Source organism: Myroides odoratimimus, assembly GCF_004337635.1.
Lineage (GTDB): Bacteria > Bacteroidota > Bacteroidia > Flavobacteriales > Flavobacteriaceae > Flavobacterium > Flavobacterium odoratimimum.
The window spans coordinates 1,044,274-1,070,493 of record NZ_CP037427.1; the positions used below are offsets into that span (position 1 = coordinate 1,044,274).

24 protein-coding genes are annotated in these 26,220 nt (G+C 36.5%); 17 read left to right on the forward strand and 7 right to left on the reverse strand.

Translation table 11 applies throughout. The annotated features are described in order from the left end of the window. Positions 1–77: 77 nt before the first annotated feature. A complete protein-coding gene (gene xseB / locus E0Z07_RS04870) occupies positions 78–272 on the reverse strand; it encodes an exodeoxyribonuclease VII small subunit (RefSeq protein ID WP_006260411.1) in 195 nt (64 codons plus the stop codon). Continuing rightward, positions 239–1,720: an exodeoxyribonuclease VII large subunit gene (gene xseA, locus E0Z07_RS04875; RefSeq protein ID WP_131540344.1), complete on the reverse strand. Its 1,482-nt coding sequence runs from the start codon at positions 1,718–1,720 to the stop codon at positions 239–241. Before xseA ends, xseB begins: the two co-directional genes overlap by 34 nt. Before the next feature lie 439 nt (positions 1,721–2,159). Between xseA and dut the strand changes: the two genes are divergently transcribed. From dut to amaB, 6 genes are all read left to right on the forward strand, one after another. Continuing rightward, complete coding sequence (gene dut / locus E0Z07_RS04880) at positions 2,160–2,597, forward strand: dUTP diphosphatase (RefSeq protein ID WP_006260413.1); 438 nt, start codon at positions 2,160–2,162, stop codon at positions 2,595–2,597. Between the two features lie 26 nt (positions 2,598–2,623). Beyond that, the gene (locus E0Z07_RS04885; protein ID WP_006260414.1) at positions 2,624–3,634 is read left to right on the forward strand and encodes a sugar nucleotidyltransferase; all 1,011 of its coding nucleotides are present in this window, start codon (positions 2,624–2,626) and stop codon (positions 3,632–3,634) included. A 168-nt stretch (positions 3,635–3,802) separates the two neighbouring features. Further along, positions 3,803–4,588 (forward strand): DUF4292 domain-containing protein, encoded by a 786-nt coding sequence (locus E0Z07_RS04890; protein WP_006260415.1) that lies wholly within the window; start codon positions 3,803–3,805, stop codon positions 4,586–4,588. A 23-nt stretch (positions 4,589–4,611) separates the two neighbouring features. Next, complete coding sequence (locus E0Z07_RS04895) at positions 4,612–5,868, forward strand: murein hydrolase activator EnvC family protein (RefSeq protein WP_131540345.1); 1,257 nt, start codon at positions 4,612–4,614, stop codon at positions 5,866–5,868. Positions 5,869–5,883: 15 nt separating this feature from the next. Continuing rightward, a complete protein-coding gene (locus E0Z07_RS04900) occupies positions 5,884–6,417 on the forward strand; it encodes a 3-hydroxyanthranilate 3,4-dioxygenase (protein WP_016649872.1) in 534 nt (177 codons plus the stop codon). Positions 6,418–6,503: 86 nt separating this feature from the next. Further along, entirely contained in the window at positions 6,504–8,051 is a 1,548-nt protein-coding gene (gene amaB / locus E0Z07_RS04905; RefSeq protein WP_006258017.1) for an L-piperidine-6-carboxylate dehydrogenase, read from the forward strand. Between the two features lie 71 nt (positions 8,052–8,122). Here the strand turns inward: amaB and E0Z07_RS04910 are convergent, their stop codons facing one another. The 3 genes from E0Z07_RS04910 to E0Z07_RS04920 are packed head-to-tail and all read right to left on the reverse strand — an operon-like array spanning position 8,123 to position 10,602. Then, on the reverse strand, positions 8,123–8,680 hold the full coding sequence (locus tag E0Z07_RS04910; protein ID WP_006258016.1) for a DUF3575 domain-containing protein: 558 nt from the start codon (positions 8,678–8,680) through the stop codon (positions 8,123–8,125). A gap of 40 nt (positions 8,681–8,720) precedes the next feature. Further along, positions 8,721–9,461, reverse strand: coding sequence for a metallophosphoesterase family protein (locus E0Z07_RS04915; RefSeq protein WP_016649875.1), 741 nt, complete (start codon positions 9,459–9,461; stop codon positions 8,721–8,723). Beyond that, complete coding sequence (locus tag E0Z07_RS04920) at positions 9,454–10,602, reverse strand: DUF5929 domain-containing protein (protein ID WP_006258014.1); 1,149 nt, start codon at positions 10,600–10,602, stop codon at positions 9,454–9,456. The genes E0Z07_RS04915 and E0Z07_RS04920 overlap by 8 nt, the downstream gene beginning before the upstream one ends. A 169-nt stretch (positions 10,603–10,771) precedes the next feature. On the opposite strand from E0Z07_RS04920, the gene E0Z07_RS04925 reads away from it, so the two are divergent. The 8 genes from E0Z07_RS04925 to E0Z07_RS04960 all read left to right on the forward strand — a co-directional run bounded on the left by E0Z07_RS04925 (position 10,772) and on the right by E0Z07_RS04960 (position 19,814). Beyond that, positions 10,772–11,776, forward strand: coding sequence for an AAA family ATPase (locus tag E0Z07_RS04925; RefSeq protein ID WP_006258013.1), 1,005 nt, complete (start codon positions 10,772–10,774; stop codon positions 11,774–11,776). Positions 11,777–11,868: 92 nt separating this feature from the next. Continuing rightward, on the forward strand, positions 11,869–12,732 hold the full coding sequence (locus E0Z07_RS04930) for a DUF58 domain-containing protein (protein WP_006258012.1): 864 nt from the start codon (positions 11,869–11,871) through the stop codon (positions 12,730–12,732). Positions 12,733–12,737: 5 nt separating this feature from the next. Next, on the forward strand, positions 12,738–14,360 hold the full coding sequence (locus tag E0Z07_RS04935; RefSeq protein WP_006258011.1) for a BatD family protein: 1,623 nt from the start codon (positions 12,738–12,740) through the stop codon (positions 14,358–14,360). 2 nt (positions 14,361–14,362) lie between these two features. Beyond that, positions 14,363–15,367, forward strand: a complete 1,005-nt coding sequence (locus E0Z07_RS04940; protein ID WP_006260420.1) for a vWA domain-containing protein — start codon at positions 14,363–14,365, stop codon at positions 15,365–15,367. Positions 15,368–15,373: 6 nt separating this feature from the next. Then, positions 15,374–16,405, forward strand: a complete 1,032-nt coding sequence (locus tag E0Z07_RS04945; protein ID WP_006258009.1) for a VWA domain-containing protein — start codon at positions 15,374–15,376, stop codon at positions 16,403–16,405. A gap of 1 nt (position 16,406) precedes the next feature. After that, positions 16,407–17,282, forward strand: a complete 876-nt coding sequence (locus E0Z07_RS04950; protein WP_006258008.1) for a tetratricopeptide repeat protein — start codon at positions 16,407–16,409, stop codon at positions 17,280–17,282. Positions 17,283–17,288: 6 nt separating this feature from the next. Continuing rightward, the gene (locus E0Z07_RS04955; protein ID WP_131540346.1) at positions 17,289–19,049 is read left to right on the forward strand and encodes a BatD family protein; all 1,761 of its coding nucleotides are present in this window, start codon (positions 17,289–17,291) and stop codon (positions 19,047–19,049) included. Between the two features lie 6 nt (positions 19,050–19,055). Then, the gene (locus E0Z07_RS04960) at positions 19,056–19,814 is read left to right on the forward strand and encodes a tetratricopeptide repeat protein (protein ID WP_131540347.1); all 759 of its coding nucleotides are present in this window, start codon (positions 19,056–19,058) and stop codon (positions 19,812–19,814) included. Here the strand turns inward: E0Z07_RS04960 and E0Z07_RS04965 are convergent. Next, positions 19,811–20,353, reverse strand: coding sequence for a CvpA family protein (locus E0Z07_RS04965; RefSeq protein ID WP_131540348.1), 543 nt, complete (start codon positions 20,351–20,353; stop codon positions 19,811–19,813). The two genes, E0Z07_RS04960 and E0Z07_RS04965, sit on opposite strands and share 4 nt — an antisense overlap. Before the next feature lie 95 nt (positions 20,354–20,448). Here E0Z07_RS04965 and E0Z07_RS04970 point away from each other — a divergent pair, with 95 nt between their 5' ends. After that, positions 20,449–20,805: a hypothetical protein gene (locus tag E0Z07_RS04970; protein WP_006258004.1), complete on the forward strand. Its 357-nt coding sequence runs from the start codon at positions 20,449–20,451 to the stop codon at positions 20,803–20,805. An 86-nt stretch (positions 20,806–20,891) separates the two neighbouring features. Continuing rightward, positions 20,892–21,908 carry a phenylalanine--tRNA ligase subunit alpha gene (gene pheS, locus E0Z07_RS04975; protein ID WP_036471075.1) on the forward strand — a complete coding sequence of 339 codons (1,017 nt, stop codon included), beginning with the start codon at positions 20,892–20,894 and terminating at the stop codon, positions 21,906–21,908. 136 nt (positions 21,909–22,044) lie between these two features. Here pheS and E0Z07_RS04980 read toward each other — a convergent pair whose 3' ends face one another. Beyond that, the gene (locus E0Z07_RS04980) at positions 22,045–24,531 is read right to left on the reverse strand and encodes a DUF5686 and carboxypeptidase regulatory-like domain-containing protein (RefSeq protein ID WP_131540349.1); all 2,487 of its coding nucleotides are present in this window, start codon (positions 24,529–24,531) and stop codon (positions 22,045–22,047) included. Positions 24,532–24,828: 297 nt separating this feature from the next. On the opposite strand from E0Z07_RS04980, the gene E0Z07_RS04985 reads away from it, so the two are divergent. Beyond that, complete coding sequence (locus tag E0Z07_RS04985; RefSeq protein ID WP_131540350.1) at positions 24,829–25,881, forward strand: ferredoxin--NADP reductase; 1,053 nt, start codon at positions 24,829–24,831, stop codon at positions 25,879–25,881. Positions 25,882–26,220 lie beyond the last annotated feature (339 nt).

Sequence of the window (26,220 nt, forward strand, 5' to 3'; positions counted from 1 at the left end):
TGAAAGAAAGACTATAATATAGTAAACTACATACGACGAACACGGTCATGGAGTATCTCTATGATCGTGTTCTTATTTTATAGTCCTAGTTTCTCTATAATTCCTTCTACTTGTTGTTCTGTAGTTGTGAGTTTCTCTTTACAGAACACTATTAGTTTAGATGCGCGCTCTACTTTACTCGCTAATTCGTCTACTGTGACTTCATCATTCTTTAAATCATTCAGAATTGCTTCTAATTCTAAAGCGGCTTTTTCATAAGTAAGTTGTTCCATTGCTTCACTTCTTTTATTTCTGCTAATATAATTCTATACTTCTTATTATAGATCGCTATCTCTAGCTCATCTCCTATATTTAATTCTTGGTGTTCATTCAACAGTTGTCCATTGTGCATCACGATCGCAAACCCTTTCCTTAGAATAGAACTCAGGTCATACGCTGTCGTAATCTCTTCGAAGGTAACTAATCGTACACGTTCTTTCTTCAACTGCCCTTTTGCCTGATAGACCAGTTTCTCTAGTGAAGTATTCAGTTGTTGTTGATGTACATCGATACACTGTTGTGCTAAATAAGCGACTAGCTTCGTTTTTTCTTTTAGCGTCTGAGTTTCTTTACCCGTTATACGTTGAGCCCGATAGGAGATAGACTGCGTCGCACTCTCTATAAACGACTCTTCTGTATGAAGGCGTTTTCTCACCTCTGTTATCAGTCTATTAGACAATGTATCTAGTTCTTGCTTTTTTTGTTTGGCTTGTGCCACTCCATATAACCTTATCTCCTTCTCTGCTACTTCTAGTTTATGCTGTTCTACAGTGATATGCTGTTTATAAGATTGCATAATGCCTTCATACATCCTACTGATATCCGTATAGAACAGAGCAGTCCGCTCCACGATATAAGCTGCTACGGCACTCGGCGTTTTAAAATAACGATTAGCTACAAAGTCAGCTAACGAACTATCAGTCTCATGTCCTATCCCAGTAAATACAGGTGTATGACTCGTGGCTAGCGTCACTGCTAACTCGTAGTGATTAAACACATCTAAGTCTAGCGCCGATCCTCCCCCTCTAATCAGCACGATCACATCATACGCATCTGGCTCTATCTCACTCAGCGCCTCTTGTATAGACGCTACAGCCCCATCACCCTGCACTTGACAGTCATAATGATCTAGATGATAGACGAAGTTATACTCGTTCTCCTCTAGTTGTTTTATAAAATCTGCATGCCCTGCAGTCCCTTTAGAACTTACTAAGGCTATGCGCTGAAGCACAGCAGGTAGATACAGTTCTTTATTCTGCTGATGATATCCCTGCTCTACTAGCTTTCTAAGATTCTCTTGTTTTATGCGTTCTACTTCTCCTAATGAGTATGACAAGTCTATCCGATGTATATTTATAGACATCCCGTATAGATTACTAAACGTGACTTCGCAGTAGCACATAATCTCAGCCCCATTCTTCAGTATCTCATTCGCATTCTCCCCTAAGGTTTTTTTAATCACATAGGCATTAGATTGCCAGATATTCGCACGACACTTGGCTAGCACCACTCCATCTTTGTGCTCTACGAGTTCTAGATAGAGATGTCCCTTTCGGTCTTCCTTTAGCTGACCTATCTCTGCCCTTAACCAAAAGTAGTTATTCGATATAGCCTTATCTACTATATCCTTCACTCTATAGAGGATAGTGCTCAGTCGATAATACTTATTGTCTATATACATCTGTTTAAAATCTAGAAACTCTTTAGACCAAAAATACAATCTTTATTAAGATATCTAAACGAAATCTATGGTCATCATCTCTCGTTATTACATTTATGAATAGCACAAAAATAGCTCCGAAAAGAATCTAAAGTGCCTTATCGATCAGAATTGCTATAATTTATAACAACTCCTTACTTACATCTCCTCATTTCAGCAGGATTATAACTTCATTCTTTGAGTCTAGTCCTTGTGATCATTATTTGCTAGGCTATTGATCGGTAGGTGGTCGGCTTATTTATAGCACTTTTTAGCCGACCACATGCCCATCAAATGCCGACCACAAGCCGACCACCCCTATAAAAACATAAAAAACACAATATCACACTCATACTTAATCGCATAATGTTCTTTTAATCAGTATAACTTTTTTATCTTTGTTAACCATTAAAAAATAGATATGACTACCGTAAAAATCATCAATAAATCTAAACATTCATTGCCGAATTATGAGACGAATCAGTCTGCGGGGATGGATCTTAGAGCGAACTTAGAAGAATCTATCACGCTAAACTCTCTAGAGAGAGCCATCGTACCTACAGGTCTATTTATAGAACTACCTGAGGGATACGAAGCACAAATCAGACCTAGAAGTGGATTAGCTGCAAAAAGAGGAATCACCTTACTAAATAGCCCTGGTACTATAGATGCTGATTATAGAGGTGAAATAGGTATTATCTTAGTCAATCTGTCAAAAGAACCTTTCGTGATAGAGAACGGGGAACGCATTGCTCAAATGGTAATCGCTAAATACGAACAAATCCAATGGCAGCCTGTAGAGGTACTTACTGATACAGAGAGAGGTGCTGGAGGTTTTGGGAGTACTGGAGTAAAATAGATATTGTAATATAAAGATATTAGAAAATGAAAATTATTGTACCAATGGCTGGTCGTGGGTCTAGACTTCGTCCTCACACATTAACTGTTCCTAAACCATTAATCCCTATCGCTGGGAAACCTATTGTACACCGATTAGTAGAAGACATCGCTAAAGTTCTTAACGATACGATAGATGAGATTGCATTTATCATCCACGAGAGCTTTGGAAAAAAAGTAGAAGAAGACTTAATCGCTATCGCTGCTAAACTAGGAGCGAAAGGGACTATATGTTATCAAAACGAAGCTCTAGGAACTGCTCATGCTATCCTATGTGCTAAAGAAGCTATGCAAGGACCTATCGTGGTAGCGTACGCAGATACATTATTCCGCGCTGACTTTAACCTAGAGAAAGATGCTGACAGCGTTATCTGGGTAAAACAGGTAGAAGATCCTAGCGCATTCGGTGTAGTACAACTAAATGATAAAAACGACATCGTAGATTTCGTAGAGAAGCCTAAAGAGTTTGTCTCTGATCTAGCGATCATCGGTATCTACTACTTTAAAAGTGGTGAAACGTTGCGCAAAGAATTAGAGTACTTACTAGATAATAATATTATCAAAGGAGGTGAATACCAACTAACAGACGCTCTAGAGAATATGAAGCAAAAAGGAATGCGCTTCGTACCTGGTCAGGTAGATGAGTGGATGGACTGTGGTAATAAAAATGTAACTGTAGATACGAATAATAGAATGCTAGGTTTCTTAGAACAAGAGAACGCTAACTATGTATCTAGTAATGTAGTGCTAGAGAACAGTACGATCATCCGTCCATGTTATATCGGAGAAAATGTAGTATTAGTGAATACGACTGTAGGACCTAATGTATCTCTAGGAGACAACTGTAAAGTAGAAAATGCTACTATCAAAAACAGTCTTATCCAAACAAACTCTACGATCAAAAATGCAAATCTAGATAATGCTATGGTGGGTAACCATGCCACTTATGACGGTAAGCATACGAGTATCAGTATCGGAGACTACTCTGTACTAGACTAAATCATGATATAGACGTCGCCTGTATACTCTGTTGATATATTTATTTGACTATATCTGCATCCTTATTGAATACAGGAACAGACTCTAAAATATTAAATCCGTTTTAAATAAAGTTTAAAACGGATTTTTTTTATCTATCTTGCTACTATAAAATAGTTTTAGACAATTATGAAAAAGATATCCCTACTTATTATATGTACTTTATTTCTAGTCGTAGGATGTAAGAAGAAGAACATGGATGGTATACTAGACGAGAGTGAGGCTAGTAATGCTAAAACTGTGCTTACGATTCTAAACAACCACAATAAACAAATAGTAGACTTCACTACCACTGCTATTCGCTCTTCTGCGTCTTATGAGGCAGATAATGAGTCTAAGAAGTTCTCTATGGATATCTTTATCGAAAAGGATAAACAGATCTTGCTGAACATTCGCTTTATAGGTATTCCGATAGCGAAGGTATATGTAACTCCAGAAGGAGTGCAGTACTATGAGAAGTGGAATAAGGTATTCTTCAAAGGAGACTTCAGTATGCTAAGCCAGTGGCTAGGTACAGACCTTAACTATACTAAGTTTCAGAATCTGCTATTAGGTCAGGCTCTAGATGCTCAGTCGGGAACTAATAAGTATGAAGCATCTATAGAAGAAGGATTGCACAAAATCAAAGCTAAAGTAGAAGAAGATATTCAATCTGCTTATTTCTTCGAAGACCAAAATGGATTATTGAAAAAAGAAGAGATATCTCAGGCATCTAGCAATAGAATTGTCACTATTTCGTATCCAGAATATAAAAAAGTGGGAAAATATACGACTCCTACTGAAATAAATATAGATGCAAGACAAGAAAAAAGCATACATTTGAACATTCGTTATGACAATGTGACTTTTAATGATAACTTGAACTTTAATTACAAAGTTCCAGCAGGTTATAAACAAGTCGGAATAAAACAATAAGATCAACAAGAAGTAATCCACAAATGAGACGAGCGTATTTATCCTTATTATTAATATGTACTGTTTTTGCTTACGGGCAAAAGAAAGAAACGCAAGAACAACTGGAGCGTAGAAAGCAGCAAATCTTAGTGGAGATAAATATTGTCAAAGATTTACTTAAAAAAGAAAAGACGAAAGAGAGAAATATTCTATTAGAAATAGATGAGAACAACCGTAAGATTAACTTAAATAGACAGTTAATAAACAATGTTCAAAAACAAATATCTGCAACAAATAGCAATATCTCTAAAACAGAAAAAGAGGTTAATACCCTAGAAGCAGAGTTGGCTAAACTTAGAAAAGACTATGCTGATCTGGTATTAAAATCATATAAAACAAAGTCTAGCCAAAGTAGACTGATGTTCATATTATCATCAGATAACTTCCTTCAAGCTTATAAACGAGTACAGTATATGAAGCAATATGCTGACTATAGAAAATCTCAAGCAGATGAGGTGAAGGCTAAGGCTGAATCTCTAAAAGAGGCACTAGCTAGACTAAGTACACAAAAAGCAAAACAGCAAAAGCTACTTACTGAACAACAACAGAACGAAAAGAACTTACAAGAGGATCTAGGAGAACAAAAGAACCTAATGTCTATCGTACAAAAAGATCAGCAAAAGTATAACAAACACATCAAGCAAAAGCAAGAGGAGACAAAGGCAATCGATAGAAAAATCAAGCAATTGATCAAAGAAGCGATTGAAGAAGCGAACCGTATCGCTAGAGAGAAAGCCGCTAAAGAAGGTAAGAAGACGACTAAGTCTACTGCTTCTACGAAGTCTGCTACTGCCTTTGAGCTTACTCCTGAAGGGAAAATCGTAGCAGATAACTTTAGAGCAAATCAAGGTAAACTACCTTGGCCAGTAGCTAAAGGATATATCTCTCTACCTTATGGAGATCAGCCTCACCCTGTACAGACTCAGCTGACGATACACAACAGTGGTGTAGAGATCACTACTGAGGCAGGCGCTAGAGCTAGAGCAGTATTCGGAGGAGATGTCCTTCAGGTACAGGTATTACCTGGTGGTAATAAAGCTGTCTTAATACAACATGGAGATTATATAACTGTTTATCAAAACTTAGGTGATGTATCTGTCAAAAAAGGAGATAAAGTAAGTCTAAAACAAGACATCGGGTCTATCAGTACGAATAGTAATGGTCAGACGGTGTTGAAGTTCTTACTGTCTCGAAATACAGATATCTATAACCCACAAAGTTGGCTGAGCAGAAGTAATTAATTCATATATCATACTATGAGTACACAGTCATCATTCAATATATTTAAATGGGTAAAAGAGAATAAAGATTTATTAAAACCACCTGTTGGCAATAAAAACATTTACCCTGAAGCGTCTGATTATATTATTATGGTCGTAGGTGGCCCTAATGCTAGAAAGGATTTTCACTATAATGAAGCTGAAGAGTTCTTCTTTCAACTAGAAGGAACTATCTATATCGATATACAAGAGAATAACGAACGCAAGCGCATTACCTTAAACGAAGGAGACATTTATCTACTACCTGCTAAGGTACCTCACTCACCTATCCGTACAGAGAACTCTGTAGGACTAGTGGTAGAGAAAAAAAGAAAAGACCCTGGTGCAAAAGATGGACTCATGTGGTTCTGTGAAAATTGTAATCATAAATTATATGAAGTCTATTTTGAATTGACGGATATAGAGAAAGATTTCTTACCTCATTTTAAACATTTCTACTCATCTGAAGAATTGAGAACCTGTAAGTGTTGTCAGACTGTGATGCCTACTGATGCAAAATTCGTAGAATAGTAGATTACTGTACATTACACTCCCTGTTATATTTTTTTTTATATTAGCAAGTAACAATCAATTACAAACTATAAATAAAAAAACAAATGACGACATCTAATAACCAATTTGGTATTTCGGAAGTATTAGAAAAATTAGGACTCGTGGCAGAGAACAATGGTTCTTCTACAGGTCTTAATTCTTTTTCTAACGGTAGGATTATAGAATCTTATTCTCCTGTAGACGGTCAACTTATCGGAAAAGTAAAAGCTTCTACAAAAGAAGATTACCAAAAAGTAATGGCTACTGCAGAGGAGGCTTTTAAAAGCTGGAGACTAGTGCCTGCTCCTAAACGAGGCGAAATCGTAAGACAAATAGGTGAAGAACTTCGAAATAAAAAAGAATACTTAGGCAAGCTAGTATCATACGAGATGGGAAAAAGCCTTCAAGAAGGTCTAGGTGAGGTACAGGAGATGATCGACATCTGTGACTTCGCAGTAGGTCTATCTCGTCAGTTATACGGACTAACGATGCATTCTGAGCGCCCTATGCACCGTATGTATGAGCAGTGGCACCCTATCGGAGTGGTAGGTGTTATCTCTGCATTTAACTTCCCGGTAGCAGTATGGAGTTGGAATACCATGATCGCATGGGTATGTGGTGATGTGTGTATCTGGAAACCTAGTTCTAAGACACCATTATGTGGTGTAGCGTGTCAGAATATCGTAGCTGGCGTATTCAAGAAAAACAATATCCCTGAAGGTGTATGTAACCTAGTTATCGGTAATGAGTGTGGTGATCTAATCAACACGGATCCTAGAATCCCTCTAGTATCATTCACGGGGTCTACTCGTATAGGTAGACATGTATCTAAGACTGTAGCAGAACGCTTCGGTAATACTATCCTAGAGCTTGGAGGTAATAATGCTATCATCGTATCTGAGCATGCTGATATCAACATGGTATTAGTAGGGGCTGTATTCGGAGCTGTAGGTACTGCAGGACAGCGCTGTACTAGTACGAGAAGGCTGATCGTACACGAGAGCGTATATGATAAAACAGTAGATGTACTACAAAAGGCGTATGCACAATTAAAAATAGGGAACCCATTAGACGCTACTAATCACGTAGGACCACTTATCGATAAAGCAGCTGTAAAAGATTACTTAGACGCTATAGAAAAGGCAAAAGCTGAAGGTGGTAAGGTCATCGTAGAAGGCGGTGTACTAGAAGGTGCTGGGTATGAGAGTGGATGTTATGTAAAACCGTGTATCATAGAAGGTAAGAATACTTACGAAATTATACAGGCTGAGACATTCGCACCTATCTTATACATCATGAAGTACAAAGATATCGAAGAAGCTATCGCTATGCAAAACGGGGTGCCTCAAGGGCTATCTTCTTCTATCTTCACGAATAGTATGAGAGAAATGGAGTTATTCTTATCTCATGCTGGCTCTGACTGTGGTATCGCTAATGTGAATATCGGTACATCTGGTGCTGAGATCGGAGGAGCATTCGGTGGTGAGAAAGAGACTGGTGGAGGAAGAGAGTCTGGATCAGACGCGTGGAAAGCTTATATGAGAAGACAGACGAATACAATCAACTATGGTACAGAGCTACCATTAGCACAAGGTATTAAATTTGACTTCTAGTCTATACTTATAAAAATAAAGGGTGCTTACAGTTAGTAAGCACCCTTTATTTTATTCTATTATCTAAGTGTTTAGAATCTATATCCTAAGTTAATCCCTGCATTAAACTCAATAGCAGAGAATCTGTCATTCACTTCACTACTGAAGTTTCTCGCGATATCTGCAAAAGGATGAATCGTGAATGAGTCTCCTAAAGCCCACTTATACCCGAAGCCTACTCCAAAGATGAAGCTATTCATATCTACTTTAGTTCTAATAGACGTATCTGCTGCTTCTGACCATAGGTTCTCTTTAAAATCTCCAAAGCGGTATTTCAAGAAAGGAGATACTACATAACCACTGCCATGTGCATCATTCCCTGACCCAAAATAGTAGTTATAGTTAACAACTAAACTGTTGGTATTAAACTTTTGGTTCTTTCCTCCTTTTTCTTTGTGGTAAGAAAAACGGTCGTTGATATTAAAATTAGCTCCTATCGACTGGTTGTGCCCAATAAAGTGCTCATACCCGATCTCTACTGATGCTAGTGCAAGTGTATTAAACACATTCACTTTTACTTCATTAACAGCCTGTGCTCTAGCTCCTACTGTACCTACTAAGAGTAATAGTACTAAATATATTTTCTTCATATAACAAGATTGTGTGTGACAAATATAATAAAAGTGTTTTTTATTTATGGTTCCTTCCCTCCTCATCTGGGTATAGCTCAGCGACTACATCGCTCTGCCAATACTCCTTTGTCTCTATATCTAGAATAGAAATACGTCCTAAGAATGCTGCTCCTGTATCTATATTCCATACATTGGCAAAGTTCATAGGATACTTAAAACCATAATTAGTAACAGGTGTATGTCCTATAAAGATTTCGTGATAGTGCAACAATCTCTTCGGGTATCTAATGTCTTCCTTACTGATCGTTGTATCCATAGATAATACCATCTCCCATAACGTTCTGTCCCAATAAAGGCCTTCTTCAATATACTCGTCCTTCACTCCTCTTAAGTTCGTAAAACCTGCATGAACGAAGAGTCTATTGTTCTCATCGATATAATAGTTCTGTAAGTTTCTAAAGAAATGGAGATGCTTCTCTCTCATTTCTTTTGTGATATTGTCTAAAGAATAGGACTTAACAGAAGCGTCTCCTCCATTGCCTTCCCATAATTTATTCTCCTTACCTGTTTCTAACCAATTCACTAAAAGCGTCTCATGGTTACCTCTTAAGAATGTACAATTATGTGTCTCCTTCAAAGCTAATAAATACTCTACTACCTTCTCAGATTCACTCCACCCATCTACATAGTCTCCTAAAAAAATTAATTTATCTGAAGGGGTTACTTTTGCGCGTTCCATCACTTGTAATAGCGCCTTATAACCACCGTGTATATCCCCTATAACTAGTGTTCTACTCATCTATTTCTGTTTCGTATTTCAGTTTACGCAAGATACGCATTACTTCCTTAAAGGCTATAAAGAGCTGAGGGTCATTCGAATATTTTAGATAATCTTTAACGGAGATTAGTTCATCTTTAGCATCTTCAAAACCGTTTAGGTAGCACAACATCATATTAAAACATAGTTTACCCAACACACGTTCTTCCTTAGAAGTCAATTTAAGGTTGTTCTGAAGTTTATAAATAACATTAAGACTAGATCCGTAGATATGTCCAAGGATATTTCTATTATAGGATGGTGCTTTAAATAAGACTGTGTTGGTCATAGAATAAGTCCCGTTCTCTGAGAAAGAGATCATCACTTCTTCGAATGGGTAATAACTCGTCTTATCATTCAGCCCTAGATTTAGATACTCTGTTATCACAAACTTATGCCCATTATACGCAATCGTGACAGAGTCAAGATCTGAATAAAACAACTTAATCTGCTCATTGACAAACTCTATATCTACTCTAGAATAAAAAGGCATCCCCCTAACCATCTTTTTATTACCTGCCCAACAAATGATAAATTGTTCTCTAAAAACATTATATCTCGGCTTCATATCTCGATGCGTATCTGTCATAAAGGTGATAACACTATCTAAGATACTCGCTAGATCATTCTGAGAGTTCTTCTCTATGCTTTTTACTATTTCCCTATTCGTGCTACGAGGTACTACTGCATCAGGAACAGAGGTACTGCCTATCCTCACGAAATAACTTCCTTCTGCTATCTCACTGATTGACCGCTTAAACGTCGTTAGACCGATACCTGATCGAATAGAGACAAGACCTACTACCTTATCTTTGGGTAGGTCATTAAAAGCCACATTATCATAGGTGATAAGCGGAGGATTATCTAAATAAGCGTTGACTAAATTCTGAATCTTACTGTCATCATAGAAGTCTACACCTACTATTTCGTTATCTTCGTCTTCTATCCCTACTAATAAATAGGAGCTATTGTCTGGATTTGAATTCGCTAAAGCACAGATATGTTTTAAAAACTTAGCTTTGCCCGATTTACTGTGCAGATTGAGTTGCCTCTTCTTATCATAAAAGCTATTCTCATCATAATGCGCTAGTAAATTTTTAATAAGTAATCGCTTATTAATCACAACATTCTTGTTTTGTTCTTAAAATTATAAAAAGAAACTCACAATTCAGACCTAAATCAGAAACTCCATTGTTATATTTAACCATACATTAACAACTTAATAGAGAATATTTTTTGAATTTGCGGTAAGAATCAGAAAAGTATATTACTTTAGAAAAAAAACTATAGATATGGACACAACAGGATCTAATTATGATATCCGTGAATTAAACGAATTAATAGAAAGAGAGAGTGCATTTATCGATATCCTAACCATGGAGATGAATAAAGTTATTGTTGGTCAGAAACATATGATCGATAGACTTTTAATTGGTTTGTTAGGACAAGGGCATATTTTATTAGAAGGAGTACCTGGATTAGCAAAAACTTTAGCCATTAATACTTTATCTAAAGCAGTACATGGAACATTTAACCGCATCCAGTTTACGCCTGACTTATTACCAGCAGACGTTATCGGTACAATGATCTATAACGTAAAAGAAAATGACTTTTCGATCAGAAAGGGACCTATATTCGCTAACTTCATTCTAGCGGATGAGATTAACCGTGCTCCTGCTAAGGTACAATCTGCATTACTAGAAGCGATGCAAGAGAAACAAGTAACTATCAGTGATGACACTTTCAAACTAGACAAGCCATTCTTAGTTATGGCTACTCAAAACCCAGTGGAGCAAGAAGGTACTTACCCTCTACCAGAGGCACAGATGGACCGTTTTATGCTTAAGACAGTTATTGATTATCCTAAATTAGAGGATGAAAGACTTGTTATCCGTCAAAACTTAGCTGGTGAGAAACCTCAAGTTAATGCTGTAGTAACTCTAGAACAAATACAACGAGCTCAAGAAGCTGTTAAGAAAGTATATATGGATGAGAAAATAGAGAAGTATATCTTAGATATTATCTTCGCTACTCGTTATCCAGAACAATTTAAACTAGAGAAGTTAAAACCTATGATTAGCTTCGGTGCATCTCCTCGTGGAAGTATCAACTTAGCTCTAGCAGCTAAATGTTACGCTTTTATCAAAAAGAGAGGGTATGTAATTCCAGAAGATGTGAGAGCAGTAGTAATAGATGTATTACGCCATAGAATCGGGGTTACTTATGAAGCAGAGGCTGAGAATATTACTTCTGTAGATATTATTAACCAAATCGTAAATGAAATAGAAGTTCCTTAGTAGAACAAGGATAACTTTTAATATACAAAACCTATTTATAGTTAAGTGTAGATAGGTTTTGATGATTTTGTTAATTTGAAAGCTGTATAGTCATGGAAACCAAAGATATCTTAAAGAAGGTCAAGAAGATCGAAATAAAAACAAAGCGATTAAGTGACCATATTTTTTCGGGAGAGTATCACACTTCTTTTAAAGGGAAAGGTATGACCTTCTCAGAGGTGCGTCAATATCAATTTGGCGATGATGTAAGGGCTATAGACTGGAATGTTACTGCACGTTATAATGAGCCTTATATCAAAGTATTCGAAGAAGAGCGTGAGTTAACAATGATGCTCTTAGTGGATGTGAGTGGTTCGGAAGCGTTCGGGTCTACTGATCAGTTTAAAGAGGATATTGTACTCGAAATAGCTGCTACACTTGCCTTCTCTGCTACTCAAAACAATGATAAAATAGGTCTAATACTGTTCTCTGATCAGATAGAGTTATTCATTCCTCCTAAAAAGGGAAAAACACATGTGCTGAGAATAATCAGAGAGCTTATCGACTTCAAACCTAAAAGTCTAAAGACAGATGTAGGCTTTGCTCTTGAGTATCTCTCGAAGGTAGTCAAGAAGAAAGCTATTGTCTTTGTGCTTTCAGACTTCATTACACACTCTTTTGAACAGACTTTAAGGATATCGGCAAAAAAACACGATATTACAGGCATAAGAATCTACGATAAAAGAGAGAAAGAACTTCCTAATGTAGGTCTTATCAATGTATTCGATGCAGAGACTCATACAGAACAGTTAATCAATACTTCTGATGCTAGTGTAAGAAAAGCCTATGCTTCTCACTTCCACAAGCAAGAAGAAAACTTTACCAAAGTATTTCAAAAATGTGGAGCAGGAACTATCAATATTGAAGTAAATGATAGTTATGTCAAAAAATTACTAGGATACTTTAAATCGAGATAAGGACAATGAAATCTAATTTTCTACATATCGCTATTATTTTTTTAATTGCTACTTTCTCTACTCTAGCTCAAAATAGAATAGAAACGCAAGTAGATACTACTGCTATAAAAATAGGAGACACCTTTCTATACACCATAAAGGCCCATTCTAACACAGGAAGTTTAATTACATTCCCTGCTACAGAACAGATAGGGAACTTTGATGTAGTAGAGTCATTCCCTATTGATACGATTAAGAATGATAATACACAGGAGCTTATTAAGAAATATCACTTGACGCAATTCGACCCAGGTGATTTTAGTATTCCTGCTGTACCTGTTATAGTAGATGCTAAGCTATTTCATACAGACTCTATACAGATACATGTACAAGATGTAGCAGTAGATACATTAAAACAACCTCTTTATGAAATTAAGTCAATCTCTAAAGAAGGAGCTTCTTTCTCTACAGATTGGTATTATCTACTGTTTATCTTCATCGCTGTACTAGCGGGGATAGGTATCTATATCTATATCAGAAGACAACAAGAGAAGGACCTTACGGAGGATGATAAATACAAAACTCCTTATGAGAAAGCAGTTAAAAAACTGAAGAAACTAGAAGAGAAGAAAAACTGGAATAGAGGTGATGCTAAACCATACTATTCTGACATGAGTATTATCACAAGAGGGTTTATAGAAGATACTTTTGGAATCTCAGCAAAAGAATTGACGACTTTCGAAATTATCACTATTCTTAAGGCTACTTTAAATGATAAGAAGGTAAAGCTAGATCCTGTGGTGATTAAAGAATTAAAACGAGTTCTAGAATCTGCTGACTTAGTTAAGTTCGCTAAGTCTCAACCTACTGAAGGTGAAATAACAGCAGATACTTCTAAGATACAGAATGTCATAGACAGTATCAATACGGCTTATCCTATCTCTGCTGCAACACAAACAGAGTTAATCAGAAGAAGAGAGGAAAGTAAAAAGAAAAAGAAAAGAATACGTATATGGATCCCTACAGCCATCACAGCATTCTTAGTTGTTGTGACTGGGATAGTGTATATTATCAATACTTCTGCTAAAGAAGACTATCATTGGTTTACATTCAACAATACGAAGAAACTGATGAACAAAGAATGGATTACTAGTACGTACGGTACTGCTCCAGGACTGACTATCTCAACTCCTGAAGTTCTAATCCGTAAGAATGAACCTTTATTGCAAGAAGGAAAACCTGATGGTATATCATCACTTAATCAATTTAAATATGGTGTACTAGAAGACCCTATTCACATTGTATTAAATAATGTAGTTACCACTAAGGAATATAAATATACTGATAAGGAATTGATTACTTATTCTATTTCATTGCTGACACAAAACAATAAAATAGAAAACTTAGAGTATAAAGATGAACGCTTTGAGAATGCAAATGGTATTCTCGGGACACTTGTTTATGGTGAGTTTGCATTCAAGAACCCTACTAATCAAGTAGAAGAGAAAGTAATGTTCGAAGGAGTATTAACAGACAATGGTGCTAACAAAGATCAAGTATGGATATTCTATCTAGCAGAAGATGAGATAGCTCCTAAGCTAGTAGAACGTATGTTTGATTCAATACAGTATAAAAAAGAGGAGAAATAACAATGATACAGAATATAACTTTTGCCAATCCTGAGTTCTTCTGGCTATTTATACTATTACCAATAGTCTTATTTGTATGGTATAAAAACAGAAAGAAACAGCGTGCTACTGTCAAGCTAAGCACTATACAAGGTGTACAAGAGCATACTTCACTATTAGTAAAGTTATTGCCTATTTCTATTATCTTACGAGTACTAGCCCTTAGTGCCATTATAGTAGGTATGGCTAGGCCTCAAATCGTGAATGTAGATTCACAGATACACTCTACGCATGGTATCGATATCGTGATGGCTATGGACGTATCAGGAAGTATGTTAGCACGAGATCTAAAACCAAACCGTTTAGAAGCATTAAAAACTGTAGCTGCAGACTTCGTATCACAGCGTGTGACAGATCGTATAGGATTAGTTATTTATGCTGCTGAAGCATATACTAAGACGCCAGTGACTAGTGATAAATTACTGATACTAAATGATCTTAAGAGTATAAAATATGACAATGTACTAAGAGATGGTACTGCTATAGGTGTAGGTTTAGCGACATCAGTAAACAGATTAAAAGACAGCCCTGCTAAAAGTAAGATTATCATACTTCTTACAGATGGTGTCAATAATACAGGTACAGTAGACCCTACATTAGCTGCTGAGATCTCTAAAGAATACAATATTAAAGTATATACTATTGGTATCGGTACTAATGGGTTAGCAGAATCTCCAGTAGGAATAAGAGAGAACGGTGAAATAGTATATGAGAAAGTACCTGTAGAACTAGATGAAGAGCTTATGAAGTCTATCGCAAAGACAACAGGAGGTAAATACTTTAGAGCAACAGATACTAGTAAGCTTAAAGCAATTTATGAAGAAATCAATCAATTAGAGAAAACGAAGATTGACGAACAGAAGTTCGTTAAATCTGATGACAAGTTTCAATTCTTAGTGTTACTTGCCTTTATTCTATTGTGTATTGATTTCACATTACAAAAAACATTATTCAGAGGATTCATATAATAGATTATGTGGGAGTTAGACAATAAACAATATCTTTTTCTATTTTCAATCATAGCAATATTGATCTTAATCTTTATTGGGGATATCTTGTGGAAGAAAAAGAAGCAACAATCATTTGCTACAGCTAAAGCAATTAAAACTTTGGCACCTAATCAATCTAAGAATAAACCAATCATTAAGGCATCTATTTATCTAGTAGCTCTAATATCTATTGTAATTGCTTTAATCAATCCTAAGATAGGAACAAAGGTTATTACAGTCAAAAGACAAGGTGTTGATATCGTATTCACATTAGACGTATCTAAGAGTATGTTAGCTCAGGATATGGCTCCTGATAGATTGGCAAAGATGAAACAACTAGTCTCTCAGATTATCAATAATCTAGGACCAGATAGAATAGGTATAGTAGGATATGCAGGTACGGCATTCCCGATGTTGCCTATTACTACAGATCATTACGTAGCTAAGATGTATCTTCAGACGATGAACACAGATATGGTCTCTTCACAAGGTACCGCATTTGAGGACGCTATCTATGTAGCTTCTAATTTCTATGACAATCCCAATACAAGCAAAGTCATGATCCTTATCTCTGATGGAGAAGACCACGGAGAAGAAATGGAGAATGCTATCAAAATAGCAAAAGAAAAGAAAGTAAAGATTATCACCATCGGTGTAGGAACAGAGGCAGGAGGACCTATCCCTATTAAGACACCTAAAGGCGTGGAATATAAAAGAGATTGGAACAATGAGATCGTTACTACAAAGCTCAATCCATCTACGCTTAAATATATAGCTGATGCTACTGGAGGAAAGTATTATTACGGTTCGAATACGCAAGAGATTGTAGACCTTATTAAAAACGACCTTAGCAAAATAGAAAAAACAGATTTTGAAGATCAACAAATCGCAGAGTACCAATCTCAATATCAGTGGTTCTTAGGATTTGCTTTCTTACTGATCTTTATCGATTTATTCATACTAGAAAGAAAGACTATCTGGATGAAAAAACTTAATTTGTTCAATGAAAAAGAATAGCATGCGATTAATTATGAAAAACTCATTCTACATCACGATATTTTTATTGTTTACTGCTTACTCATTTGCACAGTCTGCTGGTAGAGCACTGAGCACAGGTAATGAAGTATTCGAGAACAAACATTATACTCATGCAGAATCTTCTTATAGAATAGCTAATTCTAAAGACAGTAAGTCTGTAGCTGATTATAACTTAGGAAACTCTTTATACAAACAGCAATTAACCAAAGAAGCAGAAGCTGCCTACCTTAGAGCCATACAAAAAGCGACAACCAAAGAAGCTAAGCACCAAGCCTACCATAACTTGGGGAATGCTTATATGAAATCTAAGAATTATCAAGCAGCAGAACAAGCTTACAAAAAGGCTTTATTAAACAATCCTAAAGATGATGAAACTCGTTATAACTATGCTGTAGCGAAGAAAATGAACAAAGAGAATCCTCAAGACAATCAAGACAACAAGGATAATCAAGACCAAAACAAAGATCAGAATAAGGATAATCAAGATCAGAATAAAGACCAAAACAAGGACAACAAAGATCAAGACCAAAATAAAGATAATAAAGACAAAGGGGATAAAGGAGACCAAGACAAGAAAGATCAAGATCAAAATGATAAAGGAGATCAGGATGACAAGAACAAAGATGGTCAGAATGATAAAGATAAAGACGATAAAGGAGACCAAGACAAGAAAGATCAACCTAAACAGAATACCCCTAAAACACCTAATCAAGATCAGATGGATCGAATATTAGATGCGATGAATAAAAATGAAAAAGATGTACAGCAGAGGCTAATTAATAGAGGCCCTAAAGGTGGTAAACCAGAGAAAGGACAACCTGCTGGACAAAATGAACAAAGAAAAAAAGACTGGTAGAATACAATGAAAACACTGCGTTACTACATATTATTATTCGCTCTGATTTGCACCCAAGCAATCTTAGCTCAAATCAGCTTTGAAGCAACAGTAAGTAGAGATAACATACCGCTTAACGACAATGTTCGCGTTGACTTTGCTATGAACCAAGATGGAGATAACTTCTCTCCACCTCGTTTTGACAATTTCACTGTAGTTGGAGGGCCTAACCAATCTGTTAGCTACGCTTGGACAAATGGTAAAAAGTCTTTTAATAAAACCTATTCTTACTTCTTACAACCGAAGAAGAAAGGAACTCTATCTATAGGTTCAGCATCTATAGAAATAGATGGACAGGTCTATAAAACCAAACCGATTACCATTACAGTATCTGACGCTGTAGCAAAGCAAGATCCTAGACAGCAATATAATCAAGTACAGCAGAAAGCTCTAGATGAAATACATCTAGTCGCTGAGGTGACGAATCAGAATCCTTATATAAACGAACCTGTAACGATAACGTATAAACTGTACTTCAATACCAATATCGCAGGATATACAGGAAGAAAAATACCTACTTATGAGAAGTTCTGGGTGCACAATGTAGACATCCCTAGACGACCTGAAGTGAAGCTAGGTAAGTATAAAGGGACAGATTATAACTACATTGTATTAAAGCAAGATGTATTAATGGCCCAAGAAGCAGGCAATCTTAGTATAGATCCTCTTGAGTTAATGATACAGGCAGAAGTTCCTACAGGTAGACGTGACTTCTTCGGATATCCTGAGTTTGGGTATATGGAGAAAGAATACAGTACAGGTAGAGTAACTATCAAGGCGAAAGACCTTCCTAAAGCAGGTAAGCCTGACAACTTCTCTGGAGGTGTTGGGACATTTACATTTAAAGTAACACCAACTAAGACAAGCCTTAAATCAGGTGAACAACTAAACCTAAAAGTTGAAGTTGCAGGTAAGGGTAACTTGGATTTATTGACCATTCCCACCCCTACTGCGCACTCTGCTCTAGAGATGTATGACCCTACTAGTTCAGATAAGATTACTTCTGGGGTACATGGTATGCAAGGTAGCAGAGTGAACGATTACATCATTATCCCTCAGTATAAAGGGGATTATATGATTGACCCTATGGAGTTCTCATATTTTGACTTAAGCACTAAGAAGTATAAGACTATTCATATTGACAGTTTAGCGATTAATGTACTAGAGGGACCTACCCTGCCAACTAATACAGAGGCAAAAGACACAGACGTAGTAGATAAGAGCGAATTGTTTCAACCGAATAAAGCTACACCTACAGTAGTAGAAGCTTCTACTAGCACCTACTGGGACACTACGTTATTCTACGCCCTTACAGTACTGCCATTCGCAGCTATACCACTATTCTTACTTGTAGTGATACAGCGTCGTAGATATGCATCAGACACAGATGGTATCCGATTGAGAAACAACAATAGACTAGCTAGAAAATACTTAGGAGAAGCAAAGAAAAACATCAATAACAAAGAATTGTTCTATGAAGCACTAGAGCGCTGTCTACACAACTTCCTTAAAGCGAAGCTAGACATGGTGACTAGTGAGATGAGCAATGAAAACATTACAGAGATTCTAACAGATAGAAATATTACTGAAGACGCTATTAAGAACTTTATGGATATTAAGAACGCTTGTGAATGGGCGCGTTACGCTCCGACTGATCAGGTTAATATCAATAAAGATTATGACAATGCGATTACAGTAATCTCTGAACTAGAAAAACAATTCAAATAGACCAACATGAAACACATCATCACTCTTTTTATATTTGTTTTGAGCTTTCATACATGGGCACAAACGGATTCTTGGAAACAACAATTTGACAAGGGGAATGCCTTGTATCAAAAAGAAAAATATAGTGAAGCAATCACAACCTTTAAAGCCATAGAGAAACAAGAAGCTTCTTCACCAGAAGTATTCTTTAATCTTGCGAATGCTTATTATAAAACACGTGATTACGTCAATGCTGTTTATTACTATGAGAAGGCCTTAAAGCTTAATCCTAGTGACACCGCTATAGAGACCAATCTAAACTATGCGCGCAAAGAGCTTATAGACGATATTACGATAGTGAAGCAGTATGATAACGAAGACATACTTCACCAGACATTAGGGAAGCTATCCGTTGACCAATGGGCTACATTAGCTACAGTAATGGCCTTCGTAGTGCTATTGTGTTTTGTGATATATTATCTGAATCACAGCAGTACGATTAAGCGTATTAGCTTTGTATTGATGCTTGTTTCTATCCTAGTGATAGGAGGTAGTGTATACGCTGCTACTTTCGAGCAGAAGTATGCTTCTAAGACTACATCTGCTATCCTATTTACAGAAAAAGTAAACCTTAAAGAAGAAGCGAAGAACACCTCTCGTACACTAAAAGAACTACACGAGGGTACTAAAGTGTATATCTTAGAGAAAAAAGCATTGTGGATCAGAGTGAAACTAGATGATCAACAAGAAGGGTGGATAGAAGAGAATACGATTAAGTATATCTAGATCGTTTCAGGTTCTTTTAAATCTTGTATCATATCAATACTCTTAGAGAACAGAGATTTAACTAAATCGTATAAACTAGGTAGTACAGACTCAGACAGAGATACATATATTTTATAACTAGTAGAGTTCATTAATGTTTCATGACTAACGAACTTAAATATCGCGTTAACCTCATCGAATATAGAGAGAAAGATACTTCCTACTAGGATCACGATCAAGATCTGAAATACAGCCCCAAAAAGTCTGTTGAACAGCCCTAAGAATACCGCTTGTACAAACTTAGTTGCTAACTGAGCGATGAAGCGTGCAGCTAATACTGCCAACACAAAAGCCAATACAAAAGCGAGTAAAGGAATAGAAGGTGACTCCCACCCTAGAGAATTCATCAGAAATTCTTTGATAATATTTGAGAATTTCAATGCTCCTATTATTCCGATAAATAGAGATAGAAAAGAAACTACTGAAATAAAAAAACCATCTCTAGCTCCTTTTATAATAGCAAAAATAACGGCGATAAGGCATATAATATCTAAAAACATAAATACTCAAATATATTCTGTGCGAAGATATTACAATTCTATTAATTACAATAGAGCATAACTGTAGTATATTTGTCACCATTACAACTAACAATATGGCAAGAGATGAACAATTAAAAGCTAGATGGGACGCTGTCGTTCAGAAAGTATCTGACCGATTCGGAGACGGAGAGACACTAGACTTAGAAGCTATCATATATTTAATCGGAGTACAAGAACTAGGTAAAATCAAAAAGAGATATAAAAAAGATGACAAAGTGAACTTAATGCATATCGCTATCTGTCGTCTATTAGAACCTTATGGTTATTACGAGTTTGATCACTTTGACCAGGACGGATGGCCACACTATAATGTAAAAGAAAACCTACCTAGCCTTAAAGCAGGTGAACAATCGGTTTTAATGAAAGAAGCGATAGTCAATTACTTCTTAGAAAGTAAGTTTATTGACTAACATAAGAAACAATTATAAAAATTATAGCTGTTTATAATTTTATGTCTAAATGAAAAGCAGTAAATTTGCTTTTTACTTTACTTAAGATGATAGATAAAATAAAAGAATACATCGGTGAAGCGGAACACTTTAACACCGATAATAAAGAGACGCTTGAAACATTTAGAATTAAATTCTTATCTAAAAAAGGAATTTTAAACGACTTATTTGCACACTTTAAAACGGTGCCTAATGAGCAGAAAAAAGAGTTTGGTCAAGCTATCAATCTATTAAAAAGCACTGTCGAGAATAAAGTAAAATCTATTCAAGATGAACTAGAATCTAAAGATGTGCAAGGTCTTTATGGAGACTTAACACGTCCAGGTTACCCTCTAGAGATCGGGTCTAGACACCCTATTTCACTAGTGAAGAACCAAATCGTTGATATCTTTAATAACATTGGTTTTAATATCTCTGAAGGTCCTGAGATTGAAGATGATTGGCATAACTTCTCTGCGTTGAACTTCCCAGAGTATCACCCAGCTCGTGATATGCAAGATACATTCTTCGTTCAGACGAATCCAGAACAACTATTACGTACACATACTTCATCTGTACAGACTCGTTATATGGAGAAGAATACACCACCTCTGAGAACTATATCTCCAGGGCGTGTATTTAGAAACGAAGCTATATCATCTCGTTCACACTGTATATTCCACCAAGTAGAAGGTCTTTACATTGATAAAGATGTTTCTTTTGCTGACTTAAAACAGACTTTGTTATACTTCACTAAAGAGATGTTTGGTAAATCTAAGATTAGATTACGTCCATCATACTTCCCATTTACAGAGCCTAGTGCTGAGGTAGATATCTATTGGGGATTAAAGACTGAGACAGACTACCGTATTACTAAAGGTACAGGGTGGTTAGAGATCATGGGATGTGGTATGGTTGACCCTAACGTTCTTAAGAACTGTAATATCGACCCTACTGAGTACAGTGGTTTTGCCTTTGGTATGGGGATAGAGCGTATTGCTATGCTATTATACCAAATCGGAGATATCCGTATGTTCTTTGAGAACGATGTACGTTTCTTAGAACAATTTAAATCGAACTTCTAATAAGAAAACGATATATAGTAAAAACACCTCATCTGATCTAGATGAGGTGTTTTTTTATATCCCTTTACATATAGACCCTTATAATCACTACATGGATTATAAGGGCTATTTATATCTAACAATACTGGAAGATTAACTAGAAGTTCTTCTTCACTCCTATCATAATACCGTCTTTAGCAAACGCCCCACCTTGATATGAGCGTACATAGTCTATACGGAAGAAATTAATCTTACCAAATCCGAAGTTAGACAGACCTGCTGTAAACTCGTGATATGGCTTTATATCGCTTACCATCGCATTGTGGTAGCCCAATACTACATTCCATCCTGTCTCTCTTAGCAAAGGAACCTTATTAATCAAGAATCCTTTAAAATCATACTCAAAATGACTCTCTACATAAGACTTATTCGTACTTAGAGCATAATATGGCAATAAGTTAAATGAAGTCAGTCTATCATTCGTGATGTTTAGATGAGTCTCGTTACCTGTGAAGTGTTTTCTATCCACATAAGAGATACCATCAGCACCAAAATATTTACCCATTAATACATTATACTCAAATCTCCCTTTATTACTCACCGTTAGTCCTTGGCTAAACCTAGCTTCCAGCTTATCGTATTCTAATCCTTTCTCACTACCACTGAATCCCTTTTCATAGTTCACCTCTATCAGAGGATAGTTAGGATTGCGCATATAGATACGCTTAGTAGGATAGCTTACATAGTTCATCCCTAAGGATAGCGTAGTACCAACTCTAAACTTGTATAGATGATGATTCGTGATCGGGCTACTGTTCATATCTAGAGGAGCTAGTGGATCATTAGAGGTATAAGCTCTACTACCCTTATAGAATGAGCCATTCGCATTATTATACAGCGGGCTTCTATCCTCATACCCTATCGCACTGTGTACCTTTAGAGCTTCATTGAAGAACTGACCGTAATACCCCACATACACATCATTGTGATTATAGTACTTCGCATAGTTCTTTCTCATTAATAGGGAGAATGCAGTATTTAGTAGTTCAGGTATATTCTCCTTATTATACTGTTCTATCTTACTTCCTCCTTCTATATATACTGCTGACTTAGACGCTCCCTTAAACTGGCGCAATAGCTTTCCATACACTCTCAGCCTATCAGAGGCAAACCCGTAGCCAAAACTAGCTTTACCATACGTATACCCTATCTTATCCTTATCATAGATAGAACCATACACATCCGTCTTCATATTGAACCCCTGCACAGTATTAAATCCAGGTTTATCCATCCCTATTAATCCTGTGTAGCCGATACTATACATATTATCTTCTCCTCTATAGTTATATCCACCGAACACATCACCTATCTTAAATCTATTGTGCTTCTTGCGAATACTATCTTTATACGCAGGAGACTCCTTAATTATTCTTATACTATCCTTCACGCGATAATCATTCAACTCCTCTTCTGACAAAGCAAATAATCTATTCTCTTTCCAGAAATCATCTCCTTTCTTATTCACATCCTTCGCAAAGGATAAAATCTCTTTATCAAAGCTCGCTCTAGTGAAATTAGGTGTGAAGTTATAGTTGTTAAACACACTTAAGAACACGGCTTGTATCCGTACTCCTAATGCTCCAAAGACTAAGTCAAGGTTCTGCGAGCGCTTCACCCAGCTCTTATTATCCTCATTATAACTAAAGTTCTGACTCACATTGATCTCTTCTATCAATGGTTGCTGTACACTTACTCCCGTTACTTTTAAATCTATACCATAGATAGCCCCTATCCCATCTACTAAGTAGAGATCACCTGAGAACACAGGCTGAACTGATGACTTAGGCGTTACCTTGATTTTATTAATCAATACCCCTTGATCTCTGAAGGTAGCCTCTAGCGTGTACTTATAGTATGAGAACGCTACATCTGCTATCGGAGAGATTAGTTTAGTATCCATATCTCCGATCACGATATGATTATCATAGAAGTCATAGAAGGACTCATCCGCAGTATTAAAGCTATATCCACTATTGCTCCCACTTACCTTAGATGCGATAATATGTTCTTTTAGTTTATTCGGTTTTTGATACTTTAGGCTAGAAACTGTCTCTGACAGATACACTATCCCTCTACCTAGTGAATCCACACCAGATAATCCACTACCATTCACCTGCACCTTCTTTTGAAAAAACTTAGACATCTTCAGCGTCTTCAGCATTCCTTTAGAGTAAAAATCCGCAGTGAAAGCAGACATTCCCTCTGTATTCTTCTGCTTGTTCTTTATCGCTAGACGGATCAGATCATCTGCAGGATTCTTACCAGCTGTGATCACGATATCTTCTAGTATGAAGTCTTCAGACTCCAGTACCACATTTACCTCCTGGGCAACTCCAGTATAGGTAATATTCTTTCGCAGCGTCTTATAGCCTAAGAATTGATATACGATTGTATACTCCCCCTTCTGAGGTAAGCTTAATTCATATAGTCCCTGTTCATTACTTATTGTATTCTGTTGGCTTTTCTCTAGATATACCGTAGTATAACTAATGGGATTACCCTCTGTGTCTTTTATACTCCCTTTTAGTTGACCAAATACAGTCAAGCCAATCAGAAGCATAAAAAGTGTAACAAATTGTTTCATTGGTTAGGTTTTGTTTAATAGTAACTATTAGACATTGTATTTATTACATTGTTACACCTTGACCATGATATTATACTAAATAACAGAACACCTCATACAGTCTTCATACCTCATCACATCGCTAACCTTCATATTCATTGACTTCATACCACTATATCCTCTCACAGAATAAGACAATACCTAAGTAGAGAAAGTTCTAAAGCGTTAATTAACTGTAAAAGAATTAGTCATTATAACATTAAATACACCTTTAACTCATTCTCTTTTGTATTTTTGTCAGTTCAAACTAAACTACCTATGTCAAGATTCAACCTATTAACTGTAAAAGAAGTTCGCAGAGAGACTCCTAATGCAGTATCAATAGCATTTGATATTCCTGCCAACCTAAAAGAGGAATTTGCATTCACAGCAGGTCAATATCTTAATATTAAATACCAACACGAGGGGAAAGAGATTCGTAGAGCTTACTCTATCTGCTCTACTCCTACTAGTGGAGAAGTACGTGTAGCAGTAAAAAAAGTAGAACACGGTGTGTTCTCTACTTTTGCAAACGAAACACTGAAAGCTGGTGATCAGCTAGAAGTAGAGAGCCCAGAAGGAAGATTCACTTTTGAGCCAAATGATTCAGTAGCTAATAACTATGCTGCCTTTGCAGCAGGTAGCGGTATCACTCCTGTGATGTCTATACTAAAGACAGTATTAGAGCAAGAGACTAACAGCAAGTTCGTACTAGTATACGGTAATAAAAATGCGGAAGAGACTATCTTCCACGACGAATTATACAAACTACAAGAACAATACGCAGAGCGTCTATTCATCCACTTCGTTTACTCACGTATTAGAGAGAACGATTCTATCTTCGGACGTATAGATAAAGCAGCGATCAACTTCGTAGTAAACAACAAACACAAAGATGTAGCGTTCGCTCGTTTCTTCTTATGTGGTCCAGAAGACATGATCGATACTGTAAGTGCTACTCTACAAGATAGAGGTGTTACTAAAGACAAAATCGCTTTTGAGATCTTCACTCCTAACACAGATGGTGTAAACCCTGTACAGGCAGAAGGAGGTACTACTAAGGTGACTGCGCTAGTAGATGATGAAGAAGCTAGCTTCGAGATGTCGAAGAGTGAAGTATTACTAAACGGTGTACTTAAAGCCGGTATAGATGCTCCATACTCATGTCAGGGTGGTATCTGTAGCTCATGTATGTGTAAGATCGTTAAAGGATCTGCTGTGATGAAGAAGAACAGCATCCTTACAGATGATGAGATAGCAGACGGACTTATCCTATCATGTCAAGCTATCGTTACATCAGACGAAATCTATGTAGACTACGACGATATATAATAGATATACGATATAATCTAAGCTCTCCCACAGTGGAGAGCTTTTTTTTGCGATCATACTCCGAGGTGATAGTCTATTGCTCCCTATATGATAGGCTAGTGATAGGCTATTTTTGGTACTTTTAAGCCGACCAAATGCCCATCACATGCCGACCACATGCCGACCACCCCACAAAAAAAGGTAATAAAAGCACATTTAATACTTTAGAAATAATACTCAGAATGCAAATCCGGGCCGAGATATAAAACACATTACAATAACACAATAAAAAAGAGCTGTACAAAGCATTATACTTCATACAGCCCTAAATCAATTATAGTTAACAGTGATAAATTAATA